The organism is Streptococcus iniae, assembly GCF_030732225.1.
Taxonomy (GTDB): domain Bacteria; phylum Bacillota; class Bacilli; order Lactobacillales; family Streptococcaceae; genus Streptococcus; species Streptococcus iniae.
Window position 1 is genome coordinate 111,351 of the sequence record NZ_CP132230.1, and the last position, 19,105, is coordinate 130,455.

The following is a 19,105-nucleotide window of genomic DNA, read 5'->3' on the forward strand; positions in this document are numbered from 1 at the left end:
AGTCTTGTAAAAAATATTAAAGTTATAAGAGAAAAAAGTGATATTTTTTTGGAAAAAGCCAAAGATTTTTCGAATGTTAAAGTGAAGGCGTTAAGCAGTTAGTTTTGGGAGGAAATATGATTACAAAGGGGTTTGATTATAAAATTGGCATTTCAAAACAAGAACATGATAGTTTTGTCAAAGGTCATGAACAGGTAAATCTTTTGCAAAGCAGTTCTTGGGCTAAAATTAAGTCCGAATGGCACAACGAACGGATTGGAATTTTTCAAGATGGCCTGCAAGTGGCTTCGCTTTCTTTATTGTTAAAACCCTTACCTTTAGGATTTTCGATGATTTATATTCCAAGAGGTCCTGTCATGGATTATCACAATACCGCTTTGGTGAACTATGTAGTTGGGGTATTGAAGGATTATGGTAAAAAACAAAAAAGTCTTTTTATCAAATGTGATCCAGCAATTGTGTTAAAACAATATGCAATTGGTCAAGAGGTCGATGAAATACCTGAAGCAAGACTTGCGATTTCAAATCTTCTTAAAGCAGGTGCTGTTTGGACAGGATTGACCGTTGATATCGCTGATAGTATTCAACCACGTTACCAAGCAAATTGTTACACTAAAGCATCTATTGAACAAACATTTCCAAAGCACACCAGAAGATTGATGGCTGATGCAAGTTCAAGAGGTGTTGAGGTTGGGCGTGCAAATATAACTGATTTACAATCATTTGCTGATTTGGTTTCATTAACAGAGCAACGTAAACAAATTTCACTCCGAAATCAAGCCTACTTTAGAAAAATTATGGAAACCTACGGAGATGATGCCTATCTCCATTTAGCTAAAGTTAATATCCCTAAAAAGTTGGAGCAGTATCAGAATCAATTAAAAGTGGTCGAAGAGGAATTGGAAAAGACTCAAGACCATCAAAAAAAACGCCTTTGCAGATTATCAGACCAACAAAAGTCTTTACAAAAATATATTAGTGAATTTGAACAATTTGCTGTAAAATATCCAGAAGAAGTAGCTATCGCTGGAATAATTTCAATTTCTTATGGTAATGTTATGGAGATGTTGTATGCTGGGATGAATGATGATTTTAAAAAATTCTATCCTCAATACTTACTCTATCCTAAAGTATTCTCAGATGCCTATGATAATGGTATTATTTGGTCCAATATGGGTGGTGTAGAAGGAAGTTTAGATGATGGATTGACACGATTCAAATCCAACTTTAATCCAACTATAGAGGAATTTATTGGAGAATTTAACATTCCAGTTAGTCCATTTTACAAACTTGCTAATGGCCTGTATAAGCTTCGTAAACGATTGCGCAATAGACATTAATGGCTTTAAAATACTATTTTTCAATGCCTAAATTTTGATAAATTGGTAAAATAAGGAAAAAGGGTTTTCTAGGAGGCAATATGGCAGAATATTGGGATATTTATACATCTGACCGATGTAAAACAGGTGAAAAAATGAAACGTGGTTCAGTTTTCCCAGAAGGGGCTTACCATTTGGTTGTTCATGTCTGTATTTTTAATAAGAAAGGCCAAATGCTTATTCAACAACGTCAAAAAGATAAAGAGGGTTGGCCCAATTATTGGGATGTGACTATTGGTGGCAGTGCTTTATATGGAGAGAGTTCGCAAGAGGCTGCTATGAGAGAAGTTGCTGAAGAAATTGGTTTAAACATTGATTTAAAAGGGGTCAGACCTGCCTTCACGATAAACTTTAACCAAGGGTTTGACGATACGTTTTTAGTTCAAATGGATCTTGATTTGGAGAGCCTGGTTTTACAAGAAGAAGAGGTTCAAGCAGTAGCTTGGGCTTGGCAAGATGATATCAAACAAATGATTAACGATGGGCATTTTATACCTTATCACCACAGTAAAATTGATATGTGTTTTGATATGCGTCAACAACTGGGTGCGATAAAGCAGTTTAACTGTTAGAGGAGTTCATATGACTGATAAGATTGATGCTGCTTGGAACTTATTTTTCCAAGGAAAAAACGACGAGGCTGAGGCATTAATTGCAGATAGTTTTCAATTCGAAAAATGTCAGGATTTTAGTTTCCTGAATCTGATGACCTATCTTTACTTAGGTCGTGAGGATTTTGACAGTGCCTTACAAGTCATGAAAAGATATCTTGAATTGGCAGCTCAGCAGTCAGATCTTGAGCAACAACATATAGGTCTTCATCAAACAGCAATGGTTTATCGAGACATGGGGGAGTTTGCCAAAGCTTTGGGTTTTATTCAAAAGGAAAAGGAAATTATTGAGAGTTATTTTTCTGATGATGCCTTGAAAAAGTCGGTTAACAATTATGAGCAAGGGTATTTGCGCTTGAAACTAGGGGATAGTGAGTCGGCATTTCCTTTTATGGTTCAATCTTTAGAGCAGGCTTTAAAGACCGAGGATCTTATTGCTCAAGCATGCTCTTATAGAGGGTTAGGTGAACTTTACTTAGCACAAAAAAACAAGGGCCAAGCAAAAAATCATTTTTTAAAAGCCTTAAGCTTATTTGAAGCGTCAGGCGATAGCCTGGGTGAAAATGACATTCACGGCTTTTTGAAGCAATGTTAATCAAAGAAAGCGTTTTACCTAGCTTTGCAAATGAATTGCTTTAGTATCCAACAAATGAAGATTTCTAGTTTGGGAATTCGCTACTATCAATTAAATAGACAGTATAAAACGAACAAGATGATATTTCTGAATGGCAGAGACGTCTTGTTCGTTTTTATGGTTTTAGAGGAGCTTTTCCCTGTAAGTCTAAATGTATTGGAAATGCTATCAAAAAACAATAAGATTAAGAACTGCATTTGTTTGCAATTTTGAGCAGAAGCACTGTTTGTTTTGAGGGATTTGCTTAAGAAAAGGAAAAAAATTGAAAATAAATGAGGATTTGCAAAAATTTCCGGTTCAATTAGTATTCAAAACCAGAAATTTCCTCTATAATAGTAATGTTAATGTACATTTAGAGAGAAGGTTTATTATGACTATTCCAGTTTTTTTGGAACTAGTTGAAATGAAGGCAAAAACAGCAAGTGTTTTACCCTTTTTGATTGGTCTTTGCTTTAGTTACTATCATTATAAGTCGGTACACCCTATACTGGTTCTTCTTTTTTTTATAGCCATGTTTTTATTTAACATGTTTGTTGATATGTGGGATAACTACAATGATTATCTCAATGCCAAAAATAGTGCTTATCAAAAAGAGACTAACATTATAGGGAGGGAAAATCTAGATTTAAATTTGCTTAAAGTGTTAATGGGTGCTTTTTTTGCCCTAGCAACATTTTTAGGCTTGGTGTTAACTTATTTGGTAGGTTGGCAACTTTTGGTTATGGGACTCTTTTGTTTTGCAGTTGGAATTCTGTATTCTTATGGGCCAAAACCCTTATCTAGTTTACCTTTAGGTGAATTCTTTTCCGGATTTACTATGGGATTTGTGATTACCTTGATTTGCGTCTTTCTGAATGCTTATCAGGTGTTCGCTTGGGATTTTAAATCAATTGGTGCTATTTTCTTAATATCACTGCCCAATACCTTGTGGATTGCAAATCTTATGCTGACCAATAATCTTTGTGATAAAGAAGAAGATGAAAGTAATCATCGTTACACCATCGTACACTATATTGGTGTCAAGGGTGCTCTATGGTTGTTTTCACTGACTAATCTATTAGCAATGTTTGCCATTGTCTTAGGCGTTTCACTAGATTTAGCACCAGCAACAGTAATATTCACATTGCTTTTAATACCATTTATTTATAAGCAAACGCGGATGTTATGGGAAAAACAAGTAAAAAAAGAAACATTTATCTGTGCAGTCCGCATTTTGGCATTGGGGTCATTTACCTTGGTGTTTACATATGCTATTGGATTGCTACTTTAGAGGAGAAATTTTATGCAAGAAGTTTTAGTTTTAGGAGCTGGTTATGCTGGTTTGAAGGCTGTTCGTAATCTTCAAAAGCAAGCTGGGGATTTTCATATTACCTTGGTGGACCGTAATGAATACCATTATGAAGCAACAGAATTACACGAGGTTGCTGCTGGTTCACAACCAAAAGAAAAAATTACTTTTTCGGTTAAAGAAGTGATTAACCCTAAAAAGGTAACTTTCTTACAAGACGAGGTTGTTAAAGTTAACCCTGAAGAAAATACAGTTGAACTTAAAACAGCTGGAAGCGTATCTTATGATTATGTCGTTGTTGCTCTAGGTTTTTGTTCAGAAACCTTTGGCATTAAAGGTGCTAAAGAAAATGCCCTTGAAATGGTAAACATTGATACAGCGGTAAATATCCATAATCACATTTTACAAATGATGGAAAAATACCGTGAAACGAAAGATAAAAATTACCTTCGTTTGCTCGTTTGTGGTGCAGGTTTCACTGGAATTGAACTTGCGGGAGCTTTGGTTGATGAACGTAAACGCTATGCTAAAGTTGCTGGTGTTAGTCCTGATGACATCGAGATTGTTTGTGTGGAAGCAGCAACACGTATCTTACCAATGTTTGACGATAAACTGGCACAACACGGCCTTGATTTAATCCAAAAACTTGGTGTTAAAATGATGCTTGGTTCAATGATTAAAGAAATCAAACCAGGTGAAGTGATTTATGTAACAAGTCCAGAAGAAGATGCAGAACGTCAATCCATTGCTGCTGAAACAATCATTTGGACAACAGGTGTTAGCGGAAGCCCTGTTATGGGGGAATCTGGATTTGCTGAGCGTCGTGGACGTGTTATCATCAATAAAGACTTACGTGATCCTAAGTATGATAATGTTTACATCATTGGAGATGTTTCTGCTTTGATGGATCCATCAACAGACCGTCCTTATGCAACGACTGCTCAAATTGCAACGCGTATGGGAGCACATACGGCAGTCAATTTGGCCCATCAATTAAAAGGTGAAGCAACTGTTGATTTCAACTACACGTCATTAGGAACAGTGGCATCAGTTGGGAATACACATGCTTTTGGCTTAGTTGGAAAAGCAAAAGTTAAGGGTTATCCAGCATCAGTGGTTAAAAAGAGCATTATGAATAAATCACTGGTTGATATGGGTGGTTTAAAAGAGCTTTTAGCTAAAGGACGCTTCGATTTGTATCATTAAGATAAGGAAGAGTCAAAACATTACGAGTGATTTCGTAGGGGTCACTTATTTATCTGCTATTATTATTACAAATCGGAGGGGATTTTATGACTATTGAAACGTTAGCGCGCTTTCAATTTGCAATGACAACAATCTTCCACTTTTTCTTCGTTCCATTTACAATTGGAACATGTTTAGTGGTTGCAATCATGGAAACATGTTATGTTGTTACTGGAAATGAAGACTATAAAAAAATGACAAAATTTTGGGGTAACATCATGCTCCTTAGTTTTGCAGTTGGTGTTGTTACAGGAATTATCCAAGAATTTCAATTTGGAATGAACTGGTCTGATTATTCTCGTTTTGTTGGGGATATTTTTGGCGCACCCTTGGCTATTGAAGCTTTGCTTGCCTTCTTTATGGAATCTACTTTCTTAGGATTGTGGATGTTCACCTGGGATAATAAAAAAATCAGCAAAAAAATGCATGCTGCTTTCATTTGGTTGGTTGTTTTTGGCTCAATGATGTCAGCTATGTGGATTTTGATTGCTAATAGTTTTATGCAAAATCCAGTAGGTTATGAAATTAAAAATGGCCGAGCTCAAATGACGGATTTCTTTGCACTTGTTAAGAATTTCCAATTCCATTATGAATTTGCGCATGTTATTACGGGTGCAATTACCATGGGCGGTATTGTTATTGCAGGTATGGCAGCCTTCATGCTCTTGAAAAAAGAGTCTTTAACAGAATCAACACAACGTATTTATAAAAAATCACTGCGTCTTGGTTTGCTTGTGTCATTGATTGGTTCTATTTCAGTTATGGGAGTTGGTGATTTACAGATGAAATCACTTCTTCATGACCAACCAATGAAATTTGCAGCCATGGAAGGTGACTATGAAGATTCTGGTGATCCCGCTGCTTGGACAGTTGTGGCTTGGGCAAATGAAGCTGACAAAAAACAAGTCTTTGGGATTAAGATTCCTTACATGTTAAGTATCCTTTCTTATGGCAAACCATCTGGTTCTGTTAAAGGGATGAATACTGTTAACAAAGAGTTAATTGAAAAATACGGTAACCGTAATTATTATCCAATGGTAAACCTTTTGTTCTACGGCTTTAGAACGATGGCGGCCTTTGGGACATTGATGTTTGGTGTTTCTGTCTTAGGATTATTCTTAACACGTCAGAAAAATCCACTTCTTTATAAGCACAAGTGGATGCTTTGGATTGTTGCTTTGACAACTTTTGCACCATTCTTTGCTAACACATTTGGTTGGGTTATTACTGAGCAAGGGCGTTACCCTTGGACAGTTTATGGACTCTTCACAATTTCAGACAGTGTGTCACCAAATGTTTCAGTAGCATCACTTCTTGTTTCAAACATCGTTTACTTCCTTCTCTTTAGTGGTTTAGGGGCAATGATGGTGGTCCTAGTTATTCGTGAATTGAAAAAGGGTCCAGAACATGAAGAAGAGCAACTGGGTTTGTTAAAAACGTCGTCATTAGATCCATTTGAAAAGGGGGCTTATTAAAATGAGTGGTTTACAATTTTTTTGGTTCTTTCTAATTGGTCTCCTTTTCTCAGGGTTTTTCTTCCTTGAAGGATTCGACTTTGGTGTTGGTATGGCAGTTCAAACGCTTGCTCACAGTGAAGAAGAAAAAGATCAAATCGTATCAACTATTGGCCCAGTTTGGGATGGCAATGAAGTTTGGTTGCTAACGGCTGGTGGTGCAATGTTTGCATCGTTTCCGTATTGGTATGCTTCTCTTTTTAGTGGTTACTACTTGATTTTATTAACCATTTTGTTTGGTTTAATTATTCGTGGCGTTTCTTTTGAATTCAGACACAATGTGCCAAAAGAACAAAAGAACATTTGGAATTGGGCTTTAACCATTGGTTCAGCTATCGTGCCATTCTTCTTTGGGGTGATGTTTGTTAGTCTTGTTCAAGGAATGCCTTTAGATGCGTCAGCTAATATGACAGCAAGTTTCAGTGATTATTTCAATATTTTCTCAATCGTTGGTGGCGTAGCTATGCTACTTCTTGCCTATTTGCACGGCTTGAACTATATTGCTTTGAAAACGGATGGACCTGTTAGACAACGTGCAAACAACTATGCGCAATTGCTTTACTGGGTTCTTTACCTTGGCTTAGCTGTTTTTGCCTTATTATTGCTTTTGAAAACAGATTTCTTTAGTCTTCATCCGGTCGTGACATCTCTTCTTGTTGTAGTCTTGGTTGCTTTATCAGTCTTTGCTCATGTGTCAGTCTTTAAAGGTGCTGAAATGGCTGCTTTCTTGGCAAGTGGTCTTAGCTTGGTAACAGTGGTTGTTCTCTTATTCCAGGGCTTATTCCCGCGTGTGATGATTAGTTCAATCAGTTCAAAATATGATTTGTTAATTGCTAATGCATCATCAACACCATATACCTTGAAGATTATGTCAATAGTAGCTATTAGCTTGGTTCCATTTGTTTTGGCATACACAGCTTGGGCTTATTACATTTTTAGAAAACGTATTACATTACCAGTTATTGTAACGGGGGAAAAATAATGCTTGATAAGGCGGTTATGCGTCTGTCTGGTATTCATAAAGTATTAGGATTGCTTGCAGGATTAGATTTCCTTCAGGCAATCTTTATTATCGGACAGGCTTATTTTTTAAGTAGTACTATTACAGGTCTTTGGCATGGGCAGGGTCTTAAGGCACAATCAAATGTTCTAATACTCTATATGCTAGCCTATTTGGGTAGACATGCCATTAATTACATTAAAGACAAGCAATTGGATGCTTTTGCAGCCAAACACTCCAAGGCCATACGCAGTCAACTCTTGAGTAAAATATTTAGGCTTGGTCCTACAGTTGTGCAAGAAGAGGGATCTGGGAATGTTATTACTATGGCCCTTGATGGGATTAGTTTGATTGAAAATTATTTGCATCTTGTTTTAAATAAGATGATGAATATGTCAGTGATTCCATTTTTAATTTTGGCCTTTATTTTTTATTTGGATTGGGAGTCGGGCCTCATTTTGTTGCTTGTATTTCCTTTGATTATCATTTTTATGGTGATTTTAGGTTTGGCAGCAAAGGCTAAGGCAGACCGTCAATATGCGTCCTATCAACTCTTATCCAATCATTTTTTGGATTCCTTACGTGGGATTGACACGCTTCGTTTTTTTGGAATTAGTAAAGCTTACGCTAAGAGTATTTATAATAGCAGTGAGTCCTTTCGAAAAGCGACGATGAGTGCTTTGAAAGTTGGGATTTTATCAACCTTTGCTTTAGACTTTTTCACAACGCTATCGATTGCTATTGTTGCAGTTCTCTTGGGTTTACGGCTCATTAATGAAGAAATTTTTCTTTTTCCAGCTTTGACGGTTTTGATTTTAGCGCCGGAATATTTTATCCCAGTTCGTGATTTTTCTAGTGACTATCATGCGACCTTGGACGGAAAGAATGCTTTTCAGGCAATTCAAAAAATTCTTGCTAAAGAAGAATCGGCTGTTACGGAAATGAAGCTTGCTGCTTGGTCAGAACAATCACGAATTACCTTAGATGACATTGCTTTAGATTATGAAAAGACACCATTTTTGGAGATTCCTCAGCTGCATTTTTCGGGTTATCAAAAAATTGGAATTGTTGGAATGAGTGGTTCTGGTAAATCAACCTTGGTCAATCTTTTAAGTGGCTTTTTAGAGCCCTCTAGAGGAAGTTTCACTATTGATGGTCAAAAGACTTCTAATATGAACCAAATGGATTGGCGCAAGCAACTGCTTTACATACCACAATCACCTTACGTTTTTGAGATGACTTTAAGAGATAATATTGCTTTTTATACACCGGATGCTAGTGACCAAGAGATTTTGGAAGCTGTTAAGGTAGTAGGACTTGACGGTCTTTTAGCGGAATTGCCTCAAGGGTTAGAGACCCTTGTTGGAAACGGAGCTCGCCCACTTAGTGGTGGTCAGGCGCAACGTATTGCTCTAGCCCGTGCTTTCTTGGACCAAAATCGTAAAATTCTCTTGCTGGATGAACCAACGGCTCATCTAGATATTGAGACAGAAGTTGAGTTGAAAGAAAGAATGTTGCCTTTAATGGCAAATCGCTTGGTCTTTTTTGCCACACACCGTTTACATTGGTTGAAGGAAATGGATACTATTTTGGTTCTTGAAAATGGTCGCTTGGTAGAAGTAGGCTCTTATGATGAGTTGATGGCTAAAAAAGCTGCGTTATTCCATCTTAAGCACGCTATGGGAGGTTTAAATGACTAAAATTCCTTTATTTGAAGCCTTTAAAAATGATCAATGGGTTAAACCTTTTTTTAAAAAGTACAAAGTTAATCTTGTTTTAGCCCTGACACTTGGTTTTCTAACCTTTTTTGCTGCTAGTGCTTTGATGTTTAACTCAGGTTTTTTAATCAGTAAATCAGCATCTTTACCGACAAATATTCTTCTGGTTTATATTCCAATTGTTTTGACTAGAGCTTTTGGTATTGGCCGTCCGATTTTTAGGTACTTGGAGCGTCTAACCAGCCACAATTGGGTTTTGAAGATGACCTCTAAACTTCGCTTAAAACTCTATCAAACTTTAGAACAAGACGCTATTTTTCTGAAGAGGAATTACCGATTAGGTGACATTATGGGCTTGTTGGCTGAAGACATTAATCATGTGCAAAATCTTTATTTGAGAACGATTTTTCCAACAGTTATTGCCTGGCTACTCTATAGTTTTGTTGTTATTGCTTTAGGCTTTTTCTCTATTTGGTTTGCTTTGGTGATGGCTATTTATTTGGGGGTTCTTGTTTTTCTATTCCCGATGTGGTCTGTCATTATTAATGGAGCCCGCCAGCAACAAGAAAAGGCTCTAAAAAATGACCTCTACACGGAATTAACTGATAATGTATTGGGAGTTTCTGACTGGATTTTTAGCCAACGCGGGCAAGACTACGTTCAGTTGCATGAGGCTTCTGAGGACAAATTGGCTACTATCCAAAAAAGGATGAAAGAGTTCAACCATAAACGGACCTTTCTTTTTGAGATTGCTTTTGGTTTACTATCTGTTTTGGTGCTTATTTGGGCAAGTCAGACTTTTGTGGGACAAAATGGCGGTGCAGCCAATTGGGTCGCAGCCTTTGTCCTTTGCCTCTTTCCTTTAGTAGAGGCTTTTGCGGGCTTGTCGGCTGCTGGTCAAGAAAGCAATTCTTATGCGGACTCACTTCAACGTTTTAAGGCTTTGCCTATAATCAAAAAAGAAATTGAAGAAGGTTTATTGCCTCAAGAATGCTTTGATTTGCAGATTCAAAACCTCTCTTTTAGTTATGGAAATGGGCAAGGAAATGTTTTGGAAGGTCTTGATTTGGAGATTAAGCAGGGGCAAAAACTGGCGATTCTAGGTCGTAGTGGTTCTGGAAAGTCTACTTTTGCTAGTCTTTTACGAGGTGATTTGACACCCAGTCAAGGGCATATTTTACTAGGTGGATACCCAGTTTCTGAATTAAAAGAACACATTTCAGATTACATTTCAGTGATTCAACAAGCGCCTTATCTTTTTAACACTAGCATTTTAAATAACCTACGCTTAGCTAATCAAGAAGCTAGTGTTTCAGAGGTTTGGAAGATTCTGGATAAAGTTGGTCTTAAAGAAATGGTTGAAAGATTGCCTGAAGGGCTTGAAACAATGGTTGATGAAGCAGGGCTACGTTTTTCTGGAGGTGAGCGTCACCGCTTGGCCTTGGCAAGGATTTTATTACAAGACACACCGATAGTTTTACTAGATGAGCCGACAGTTGGTTTGGATCCTATTACAGAAATGAAACTGCTAAAAACCTTTATGCAAGCTTTAGAGGGTAAAACGTTGATTTGGATCACCCACCATTTAAAAGGGATTGAGGCTTGTGACCGTGTTATCTTTATTGAAGACGGTCATTTGGAAATGCAAGGTTCTCCAGAAGAGCTTGCCCAAAACAGTTCACGTTACCGTCAGTTAAAAGCTATTGATGATGGTCAATGACAATACCTTTGGCTAAAATTTCTATGCTCATTTCTTCTTTTGAGAAATGAGTCCTCTAAAAAGGCATAGAATAACGTTATTAAAAACGTTGATTCTATGCCTTTTACTTTATTCTTGAGCGTCGCTCTTTTTGTTACAAGTGACGTTTTAATAAATGTTTGCTTAGTTTTAATAATTGTTTTTGAGCTTTGATTTTTGGAAGTTTTTCAATAGCGAAGAGGGCCTCTTGTGTGTAAGTTTTTGCCATTTCTTTTGCTGCTTCGACGCCCTGATAATGAAGAACAAGTTCAGAAACTTTTTTGACGTCTTGGTCAGTCATGTGATTTTTCTTATCTAAGTATGGCTTGAAAGCTTGGGGGTTTTCTTTAATGGCAAATAGTAATGGTAAGCTGTAAACACCGTTTCTTAAATCCTCAAGAACTGGCTTGTTAAATTGCTCTTTTTCTGCAGTATAGTCTAAAATATCATCTAAAATTTGGAAAGTCATGCCAATATTAAAGCCAATCAATGCTGCTTTGTCTGTGATGTTTTGGTCAGCTCCACCAAAGAATGCTCCTTCTTGACAAGCTAGTTGGAAAAGTTCGGCAGTTTTTCCGGAAATGGCTTTTAAATAATCGTCAATAGACTGTTCTTGGTTAAAGTAGAGTTTCATTTGATCCAACTCGCCAATTAGGATTTTTTTCATGGCCTTGGCGTTGATAGTCATGTAGTCAGTTCCTGCCATTCCCTCTAGAATTAACTCAAAGAAAATGGTAAAGAGGAAATCTCCAGTATAGACAGCGACATCTTTGCCAAAAAGTGTTTGAATACTGGTCTGTCCACGTCTTAAGGGAGAGTCATCAATGATGTCATCGTGAACCAAAGTAGCCATATGAAGAATTTCAAGTGAGGCAGCAATTTTAAAAAGCTTATCTTGATTGTTTGCTTTAGATTGGCCAAACTGGCTAAAGAGCAAGAAAAAAGCAGGCCGCAAATATTTTCCACCAGCGCGTGTCATTTTTTTTATGGCAGCTTCGATTTGAGGGTGGTCTAGTTGGACCCTTTCCTCGATCAGAGAGCTGACCTGATTGAGGTGATTTTCAATTTCAGGATAGTTACTCCAGTACGACATTTAGGCTTCTCCTTGGCTTACTCTATATCTTTCTATTCTACCTCAAATAGCTCGTTATGGCTAGGATATTATTTTCAAGATCTCAGCTAAAGTTGTGAAATGTAAGCGGTTTAGATATTTAATAAAAATAATTTATTTGAATTTTTCATTAATATTGTGTATATTTTAAATGATATAAACAGAAAAAAAGGAGGGGCAAAATGGCATCAATCACAGAAAGAGCGCCAGCTAAGATTAATCTTGGTTTGGATATTATTGGCAAACGTCATGATGGTTACCATGATTTAGACATGGTTATGGTTAGTGTTGATTTGTGTGACTATATTACCGTGTCACCGATGGATGAGGATAGAATCCTGATTCAGTCAGATTGTTCTAAAATGCCTGTGGATAATAAAAATGATGTTTACAAGGCAGCTCTTTTGGTGAAGAAAGCTTACGGCATCACCCAAGGGGTCTCCATTTTCTTACGCAAAAAGATTCCTGTTTGTGCAGGGATGGGAGGAGGCTCTAGTGATGCAGCTGCGACGCTTAGAGCCTTAAACCGCTTATGGAATTTGAATATGAGCTGTCAAGAGATGATTGGTCTTGGTATGGCAATTGGCAGTGATGTTCCCTATTGTATTGAAGCAGGCTGTGCGCGTGTTGGAGGAAAAGGGGAAAAAGTTGAACAACTTGCTGGGCGTTTTTCGTCTTGGGTGGTTTTAGTCAAGCCAGAATTTGGCATTTCGACACGAACGGTTTTTCCTAAACTTGATTTGGAGCGGATTAGCCGAGTAGATATTGATGCACTTGTAACAGCTATTGAAACTAAGAATTACAGCACTTTGCAGACTGTGATGGGGAATTCCTTAGAAGACGTGTCTATTGCCAAGAGGCCTTTTATTCAGAAGATTAAAGATAGGATGCTAGCATCTGGTGCTGATGTGGCTCTGATGACAGGTAGTGGACCGTCTGTTTTTGCTCTTTGTCGGGCGGAAAAGCAGGCTGACCGAGTGGTCAATAGTCTCAAGGGTTTTTGTAAGGAAGTTTATAAAGTCAGGACGTTATAGATGGACAGTAGTTGATTGATAGGCTTGTTTTTGCTATAATTAACTGGTTAAGAAGGCGAGGTTTAGGATGGGGAAATTAGAAGGTAAAATCGATTATTTAGTTAACAAAATTTTGGTTAAGGCTGAAAATCAACACGAGCTCTTATTTGGTGCTTGTCAAAGTGATGTTAAGTTGACCAACACTCAAGAACATATTTTGATGCTCTTGTCACAAGATAAGTTAACGAATACAGATTTGGCTAAGAAGCTTAATATTAGTCAAGCGGCAGTAACAAAAGCTATTAAAAGTTTGATCAAACACGGTATGCTTGCCAGCACAAAAGATGTTGTGGATGCTCGTGTTACCTACTTTGAATTGACAGATTTGGCAAAACCAATTGCTGAAGAACACACGCACCATCATGACAAAACATTGGATGTTTACCGCAGACTATTAGAGAATTTTAGCCCAGAAGAAGCACAAGTGGTTGATAAATTTTTGACTATTTTTGCTAAAGAATTAGAAGGGTAAGTCATTGAGATACATAACAGTCGACAATTTGTCTTTTAATTATGACAGTGACCCTGTTTTAGAAGGCATTAACTATACTTTAGACAGTGGCGAGTTTGTCACCCTAACAGGTGAAAATGGCGCTGCTAAATCAACATTAATCAAGGCAACTTTGGGAATTTTAAAACCAAAAGTAGGGAAAGTGACGATTGCAAAGCAAAACCGAGAGGGCAAAAAGCTAAGAATAGCTTACCTTCCTCAGCAAGTTGCTAGTTTTAATGCCGGTTTTCCATCAACGGTTTATGAGTTTGTTAAGTCAGGTCGCTATCCTAGACGGGGTTGGTTCCGCCGCTTGAATCAGCATGACGAAGAACACATTAAAGCCAGTTTAGAATCTGTTGGCATGTGGGAGAGTCGTCATAAGGCAATTGGTAGTCTGTCAGGAGGGCAAAAACAGCGCATTGTGATTGCACGCATGTTTGCTTCTGACCCTGATATTTTTGTGTTGGACGAGCCGACAACTGGTATGGATTCAGGAACAACAGATACTTTCTACCAATTAATGAACCACAGTGCCCACAAACATGGGAAAGCTGTTTTAATGATTACACATGATCCGGAAGAAGTGAAAGATTATGCTGACCGTAACATTCACTTGGTACGTAATCAGGAACTTCCTTGGCGTTGTTTTAATATTCATGACGACGAGAAAGAGGAGGTTTAATCATGTTAGAGATTTTAACCTATGATTTTATGCAACGAGCTGTTTTGGCAGTCATTGCTATCAGTATTTTTGCACCGATTCTAGGGGTTTTCCTTATTCTCAGACGTCAAAGTTTAATGAGTGATACCTTAAGCCACGTTTCCTTGGCGGGTGTCGCTTTGGGAGTTGTTATTGGTGTTAATCCAACATGGACAACCATTATTGTTGTGGCAATTGCGGCAGTAGTCTTAGAGTACTTGCGAGTGGTTTACAAACATTATATGGAAATTTCAACAGCCATTTTGATGTCGATGGGGCTTGCTATTTCGTTGATTATTATGAGTAAGTCGGCTGGAAAATCAAATATTAGTTTAGAGCAATACCTTTTTGGTTCTATTATCACAATCAGTAAAGAGCAAGTGATTGCCTTGTTTGTGATTGCCTTGTTTATTTTTCTATTAACCTTACTGTTTATTAGACCCATGTATATTTTAACTTTTGATGAAGACACAGCCTTTGTTGATGGTTTGCCGGTAAGGGTCATGTCAGTTCTTTTCAATGTGATTACAGGGATTGCCATTGCTCTTACCATTCCTGCAGCAGGAGCGCTTTTGGTGTCGACCATTATGGTTTTGCCTGCAAGTATTGCCATGCGGATTGGTAAAAATTTCAAATCTGTTATTTTTATTGGCATTTTAATTGGATTTACGGGAATGCTATCTGGTATCTTATTGTCCTATTATTGGGAGACGCCAGCTAGTGCGACCATTACCATGATTTTCATCAGTATTTTCCTTTTAGTAAATCTTTTGAGGTTCATCTTTCAGAAAATCAATTAAATAAAAGCCCTGAAGCTTTAGACTTCGGGGCTTTTGCGATGGTTTTAGTAAGTTAGGACGGCATATTTTTTCTTGCCGCGACGAATGACGGTTAATTGCTCATCAATTTTGTCAGCGTCAGCTAGGACATAGGTTAAGTCTTGCACGCGTTCACCGTTAATATAGATAGCACCGTTTTGAACATCCTCACGCGCTTGGCGTTTTGATGGAGAAATAGCAGCACTTACTAAAATGTCAACGATATTAAGGTTGTCTTCTTCTTTGACGTGATAGTTTGGCACATTGCTGAGGCCTTGTTTAAGTTCACTAGCGGATAATTCTTTGATTTTACCAGCAAATAACTGTTCTGTGATTTTTAAAGCTTGTTTGTAAGCTTCTTCACCGTGGACAAGTGTTACGACCTCGCGCGCTAGTGTTTTTTGAGCTAAGCGTTCATGACGGGCAGCTTCAAAAGCAGTTTCGATGTCAGCGATCTCGTCCAATGATAGGAAGGTGAAGATTTTGAGGAATTTGATAGCGTCATCATCCATAACGTTTAACCAGAATTGGTACATTTCATAAGGTGATGTTTTATCAGCATCCAACCAAACGGCATTGCCTTCTGATTTGCCAAATTTCTTCCCTGTAGAATCAGTGATAAGTGGAACGGTCATGACATGTCCTGCTTTATCAGCTTTACGACGAAGCAACTCAGTCCCTGCGGTCATGTTACCCCATTGGTCAGAACCACCAATTTGAAGTGTCACATTATGTTTGGCATTTAATTCATAGAAATCATAGCCTTGCATGATTTGGTAGGCGAATTCAGTATATGAAATACCAGTTTCGATACGTTTTTTAACAGAGTCTTTACTCATCATGTAGTTAACGGTAAAGTACTTACCAACATCACGAAGGAAGTCAATAAAACTAATTTGTGAGAACCAGTCATAGTTGTTAACCAGTTCAGCCTTATTTTGGCCCTCTTCGAAATCAAGGAAGCGTGACAATTGCCCTTTGATGTTGTCGCTCCATTCAAGGACGGTTTCTTTAGTTTGTAGGCTACGCTCAGCATCCTTAAAGGAGGGGTCACCAATCAATCCTGTGGCTCCGCCAACGAGTGCATAAGGCTTATGACCTGCTAGTTGTAAACGACGTGAGGTTAAGATAGCAACCAAGTGGCCAAGGTGTAAGCTGTCAGCTGTTGGATCATAACCTGTATAATAGGATACTTGCCCTTCTGTTAGTGCTTTGACTAAGGCTTCTTCATCGGTCGTCTGAAAGACCAAGCCACGCGCTTTGAGTTCTTCAAAAATATTCATAGGCTTTCTCCATTTTCGTTATAGTTTCAGAAATCATTATATCAAAAACAACTCCTCCTATGCAAGCTTTATCAAAGTTTGGTATAATAGACAATGAGGTATTTTATCGTGAATCAAAGGAATAAGAAAAAACAAGAACAGGACCTGGATTATAAAGATTTAGGAATTGTCGCACTTAGAACATTAAAACTCATTTCGAATTTTATTTATATCATTATTTTCCTACTTGGGATGATGGGAGTGGGGATGGCTTTTGGCTACCTTGCCAGCCAGATTGATTCTGTGAAAGTGCCTAGTAAAGAGAGTTTGGTTAAGCAGGTGAATGCTATTTCAAGGATTTCTCAACTAAACTACTCAGATAATAGCATTATTGCGCCGATTGACAGTGATTTGTTGCGGACTCCAGTTCCTAAGGAAGCTATATCAGATAACATCAAAAACGCTTTAGTTTCTACTGAAGATGAAAATTTTAGGGAGCATAAAGGCGTTGTGCCTAAGGCTGTTTTTAGAGCGACTTTAGCTTCTATCCTTGGTTTAGGCGAGTCGAGTGGGGGGTCAACCTTGACCCAACAGCTGGTTAAACAGCAAGTGATTGGAGATGCCCCAACCTTTAAACGGAAATCCAAAGAAATCATTTATGCGCTTGCTCTAGAACGCTACCTTTCAAAGGATGATATCTTATCAGACTATTTAAACGTGTCCCCATTTGGACGTAATAATAAGGGGCAAAACATCGCGGGAATTGGCGAAGCAGCGCGTGGTATTTTTGGTGTTGAACCAAAGGATTTAACCATTCCTCAGGCGGCATTTTTGGCAGGCTTGCCACAGAGTCCAATTGTTTACTCGCCGTATCTCTCAACGGGACAATTGAAAACAGACCAAGAGATGGTTTATGGTATTAAACGTCAGCAACATGTTCTCTATAACATGTATCGCGAAGGAATGTTAAGTAAGCAAGATTATGAGTCCTATAAAGCCTACCCGATTAAACAAGATTTTAAACAGCCAGAATCTGTCGCAAGTAATAACCATGATTATCTTTATTACAGTATTTTAGAAAATGCTAAAGCTGCCATGTTTGATTATCTAATCAAACGAGATAAGGTTTCTGAAAGAGATTTGAAAAACGATAAAACTAAAGCAGCTTATGAAGAAAGAGCCATGACGGAGTTGCAACAAGGTGGCTATACCGTAACAAGTACTATTAATAAAACTATTTATCAAGCGATGCAAAGTGCAGCAGCTAATTATGGTGGTTTATTAGATGATGGTACGGGCACTCTTCAGATGGGGAATGTTCTGACGAATAATGCAAATGGAGCGGTTTTAGGCTTCATTGGTGGTCGTGATTACAAGATGAATCAGAACAACCATGCCTTTGATACCCGTCGCTCACCTGGTTCTAGTATCAAACCTATTATTGCTTATGGTCCTGCCATTGACCAAGGCTTGATGGGAAGTGCCAGCATCTTATCAAATTACCCAACGACTTACTCAAGTGGGCAAAAAATCATGCACGTTGATAGTGAAGGGACAGCTATGATGCCACTTCAAGAGGCCTTAAACACTTCTTGGAACATTCCTGCTTACTGGACGCAAAAGTTGTTGCGTGACAATGGTGTTAATGTTGAAGCATACATGTCCAATATGGGCTATCATATCCCAGATTATTCAATCGAAAGTTTACCTCTGGGGGCTGGAATTGATGTTTCTGTGGGACAACAAACCAATGCCTACCAAATGATTGCTAATAACGGAGAATTTCACAAACAATATATGGTGGAAAAAATCACTGCCAGTGATGGAACGGTTGTTTACCAACATCAAGCAAAACCGGTCCGAATTTTCTCACCAGCGACAGCAACTATTCTTCAAGAGCTATTAAGAGGGCCAATTTCATCTGGTTCAACAACCACTTTCAAGAGCCGCTTGTCTGCGATTAATCCTCACCTAGCTTCGGCAGATTGGATTGGTAAGACAGGAACGACGGAAAACTATTCTGATGTTTGGTTAATGCTTGCAACTCCTAAAGTTACTTTGGGAGGATGGGCAGGTCATGATGATAATAGTTCACTAGCAGCGATGACAGGTTATCATAATGAGGCCAATTACATGGCCAATTTAGCTAACGCTATAAATCAGGCTGATGGAGATATTTTTGGTATAGGTCAGCGCTTCAAACTTGATAACAGTGTGATTAAGGCCTCTGTCAATAAAGCAACTGGTTTACAAGCTGGCGTAGTGACTGTGAATGGGCGTAAAATTACCATTGGTGGGGAGAACACGACCAGTCTTTGGGCTAAAAATGGTCCAGGTCAAATGACCTATAAATTTGCTATTGGTGGAACAGACGCAGACTATCAAAAAGCCTGGTCTAGTTTTGGCGGTGGCAAGAAATAACTTGATTTTCACGAAAAAATAGTGTATAATATTGGTAACTATTTGTCGTCTAATCTAGTTGAAATATTGTCCAACTAGACAGAACAGCAGTTAAATCATA

The 19,105-nt window shown here is 38.1% G+C and carries 16 protein-coding genes; 14 read left to right on the top strand and 2 right to left on the bottom strand.

All coding sequences use genetic code 11. The features are described from left to right. The first annotated feature begins 116 nt into the window (after positions 1-116). From Q9317_RS00730 to cydC, 9 genes are all read left to right on the top strand, one after another. Positions 117-1,340: a peptidoglycan bridge formation glycyltransferase FemA/FemB family protein gene (locus Q9317_RS00730; protein WP_003098762.1), complete on the top strand. Its 1,224-nt coding sequence runs from the start codon at positions 117-119 to the stop codon at positions 1,338-1,340. Between the two features lie 80 nt (positions 1,341-1,420). Continuing rightward, positions 1,421-1,951, top strand: coding sequence for an NUDIX hydrolase (locus Q9317_RS00735; protein ID WP_003098764.1), 531 nt, complete (start codon positions 1,421-1,423; stop codon positions 1,949-1,951). Between the two features lie 10 nt (positions 1,952-1,961). Next, positions 1,962-2,585, top strand: coding sequence for a tetratricopeptide repeat protein (locus Q9317_RS00740; protein WP_003098766.1), 624 nt, complete (start codon positions 1,962-1,964; stop codon positions 2,583-2,585). A gap of 409 nt (positions 2,586-2,994) precedes the next feature. Then, positions 2,995-3,894 (top strand): prenyltransferase, encoded by a 900-nt coding sequence (locus tag Q9317_RS00745; RefSeq protein WP_016355761.1) that lies wholly within the window; start codon positions 2,995-2,997, stop codon positions 3,892-3,894. Positions 3,895-3,906: 12 nt separating this feature from the next. Then, on the top strand, positions 3,907-5,118 hold the full coding sequence (locus tag Q9317_RS00750; protein WP_003098771.1) for an NAD(P)/FAD-dependent oxidoreductase: 1,212 nt from the start codon (positions 3,907-3,909) through the stop codon (positions 5,116-5,118). 86 nt (positions 5,119-5,204) lie between these two features. Beyond that, positions 5,205-6,632: a cytochrome ubiquinol oxidase subunit I gene (locus Q9317_RS00755; RefSeq protein WP_003098773.1), complete on the top strand. Its 1,428-nt coding sequence runs from the start codon at positions 5,205-5,207 to the stop codon at positions 6,630-6,632. A 1-nt stretch (position 6,633) separates the two neighbouring features. Then, complete coding sequence (gene cydB / locus Q9317_RS00760; RefSeq protein ID WP_003098776.1) at positions 6,634-7,653, top strand: cytochrome d ubiquinol oxidase subunit II; 1,020 nt, start codon at positions 6,634-6,636, stop codon at positions 7,651-7,653. After that, positions 7,653-9,371, top strand: a complete 1,719-nt coding sequence (gene cydD / locus Q9317_RS00765; protein ID WP_003098777.1) for a thiol reductant ABC exporter subunit CydD — start codon at positions 7,653-7,655, stop codon at positions 9,369-9,371. Before cydB ends, cydD begins: the two co-directional genes overlap by 1 nt. Next, positions 9,364-11,109, top strand: coding sequence for a thiol reductant ABC exporter subunit CydC (gene cydC / locus Q9317_RS00770; RefSeq protein ID WP_003098779.1), 1,746 nt, complete (start codon positions 9,364-9,366; stop codon positions 11,107-11,109). Before cydD ends, cydC begins: the two co-directional genes overlap by 8 nt. A gap of 133 nt (positions 11,110-11,242) precedes the next feature. Here the strand turns inward: cydC and Q9317_RS00775 are convergent, their stop codons facing one another. Beyond that, the gene (locus Q9317_RS00775) at positions 11,243-12,220 is read right to left on the bottom strand and encodes a polyprenyl synthetase family protein (protein WP_003098781.1); all 978 of its coding nucleotides are present in this window, start codon (positions 12,218-12,220) and stop codon (positions 11,243-11,245) included. Positions 12,221-12,420: 200 nt separating this feature from the next. Here Q9317_RS00775 and ispE point away from each other — a divergent pair, with 200 nt between their 5' ends. The 4 genes from ispE to Q9317_RS00795 all read left to right on the top strand — a co-directional run bounded on the left by ispE (position 12,421) and on the right by Q9317_RS00795 (position 15,304). Next, entirely contained in the window at positions 12,421-13,272 is an 852-nt protein-coding gene (ispE, locus tag Q9317_RS00780; RefSeq protein WP_003098783.1) for a 4-(cytidine 5'-diphospho)-2-C-methyl-D-erythritol kinase, read from the top strand. A gap of 67 nt (positions 13,273-13,339) precedes the next feature. Continuing rightward, positions 13,340-13,783: a zinc-dependent MarR family transcriptional regulator gene (locus tag Q9317_RS00785; RefSeq protein ID WP_003098785.1), complete on the top strand. Its 444-nt coding sequence runs from the start codon at positions 13,340-13,342 to the stop codon at positions 13,781-13,783. 4 nt (positions 13,784-13,787) lie between these two features. Continuing rightward, on the top strand, positions 13,788-14,486 hold the full coding sequence (locus Q9317_RS00790; protein ID WP_003098787.1) for a metal ABC transporter ATP-binding protein: 699 nt from the start codon (positions 13,788-13,790) through the stop codon (positions 14,484-14,486). A gap of 2 nt (positions 14,487-14,488) precedes the next feature. Next, complete coding sequence (locus Q9317_RS00795) at positions 14,489-15,304, top strand: metal ABC transporter permease (RefSeq protein ID WP_003098790.1); 816 nt, start codon at positions 14,489-14,491, stop codon at positions 15,302-15,304. Between the two features lie 44 nt (positions 15,305-15,348). Here Q9317_RS00795 and tyrS read toward each other — a convergent pair whose 3' ends face one another. Beyond that, positions 15,349-16,605 carry a tyrosine--tRNA ligase gene (tyrS, locus tag Q9317_RS00800; RefSeq protein ID WP_003098791.1) on the bottom strand — a complete coding sequence of 419 codons (1,257 nt, stop codon included), beginning with the start codon at positions 16,603-16,605 and terminating at the stop codon, positions 15,349-15,351. Positions 16,606-16,698: 93 nt separating this feature from the next. On the opposite strand from tyrS, the gene pbp1b reads away from it, so the two are divergent. Further along, positions 16,699-19,005, top strand: coding sequence for a penicillin-binding protein PBP1B (pbp1b, locus tag Q9317_RS00805; protein ID WP_031239175.1), 2,307 nt, complete (start codon positions 16,699-16,701; stop codon positions 19,003-19,005). Positions 19,006-19,105: the final 100 nt, after the last annotated feature.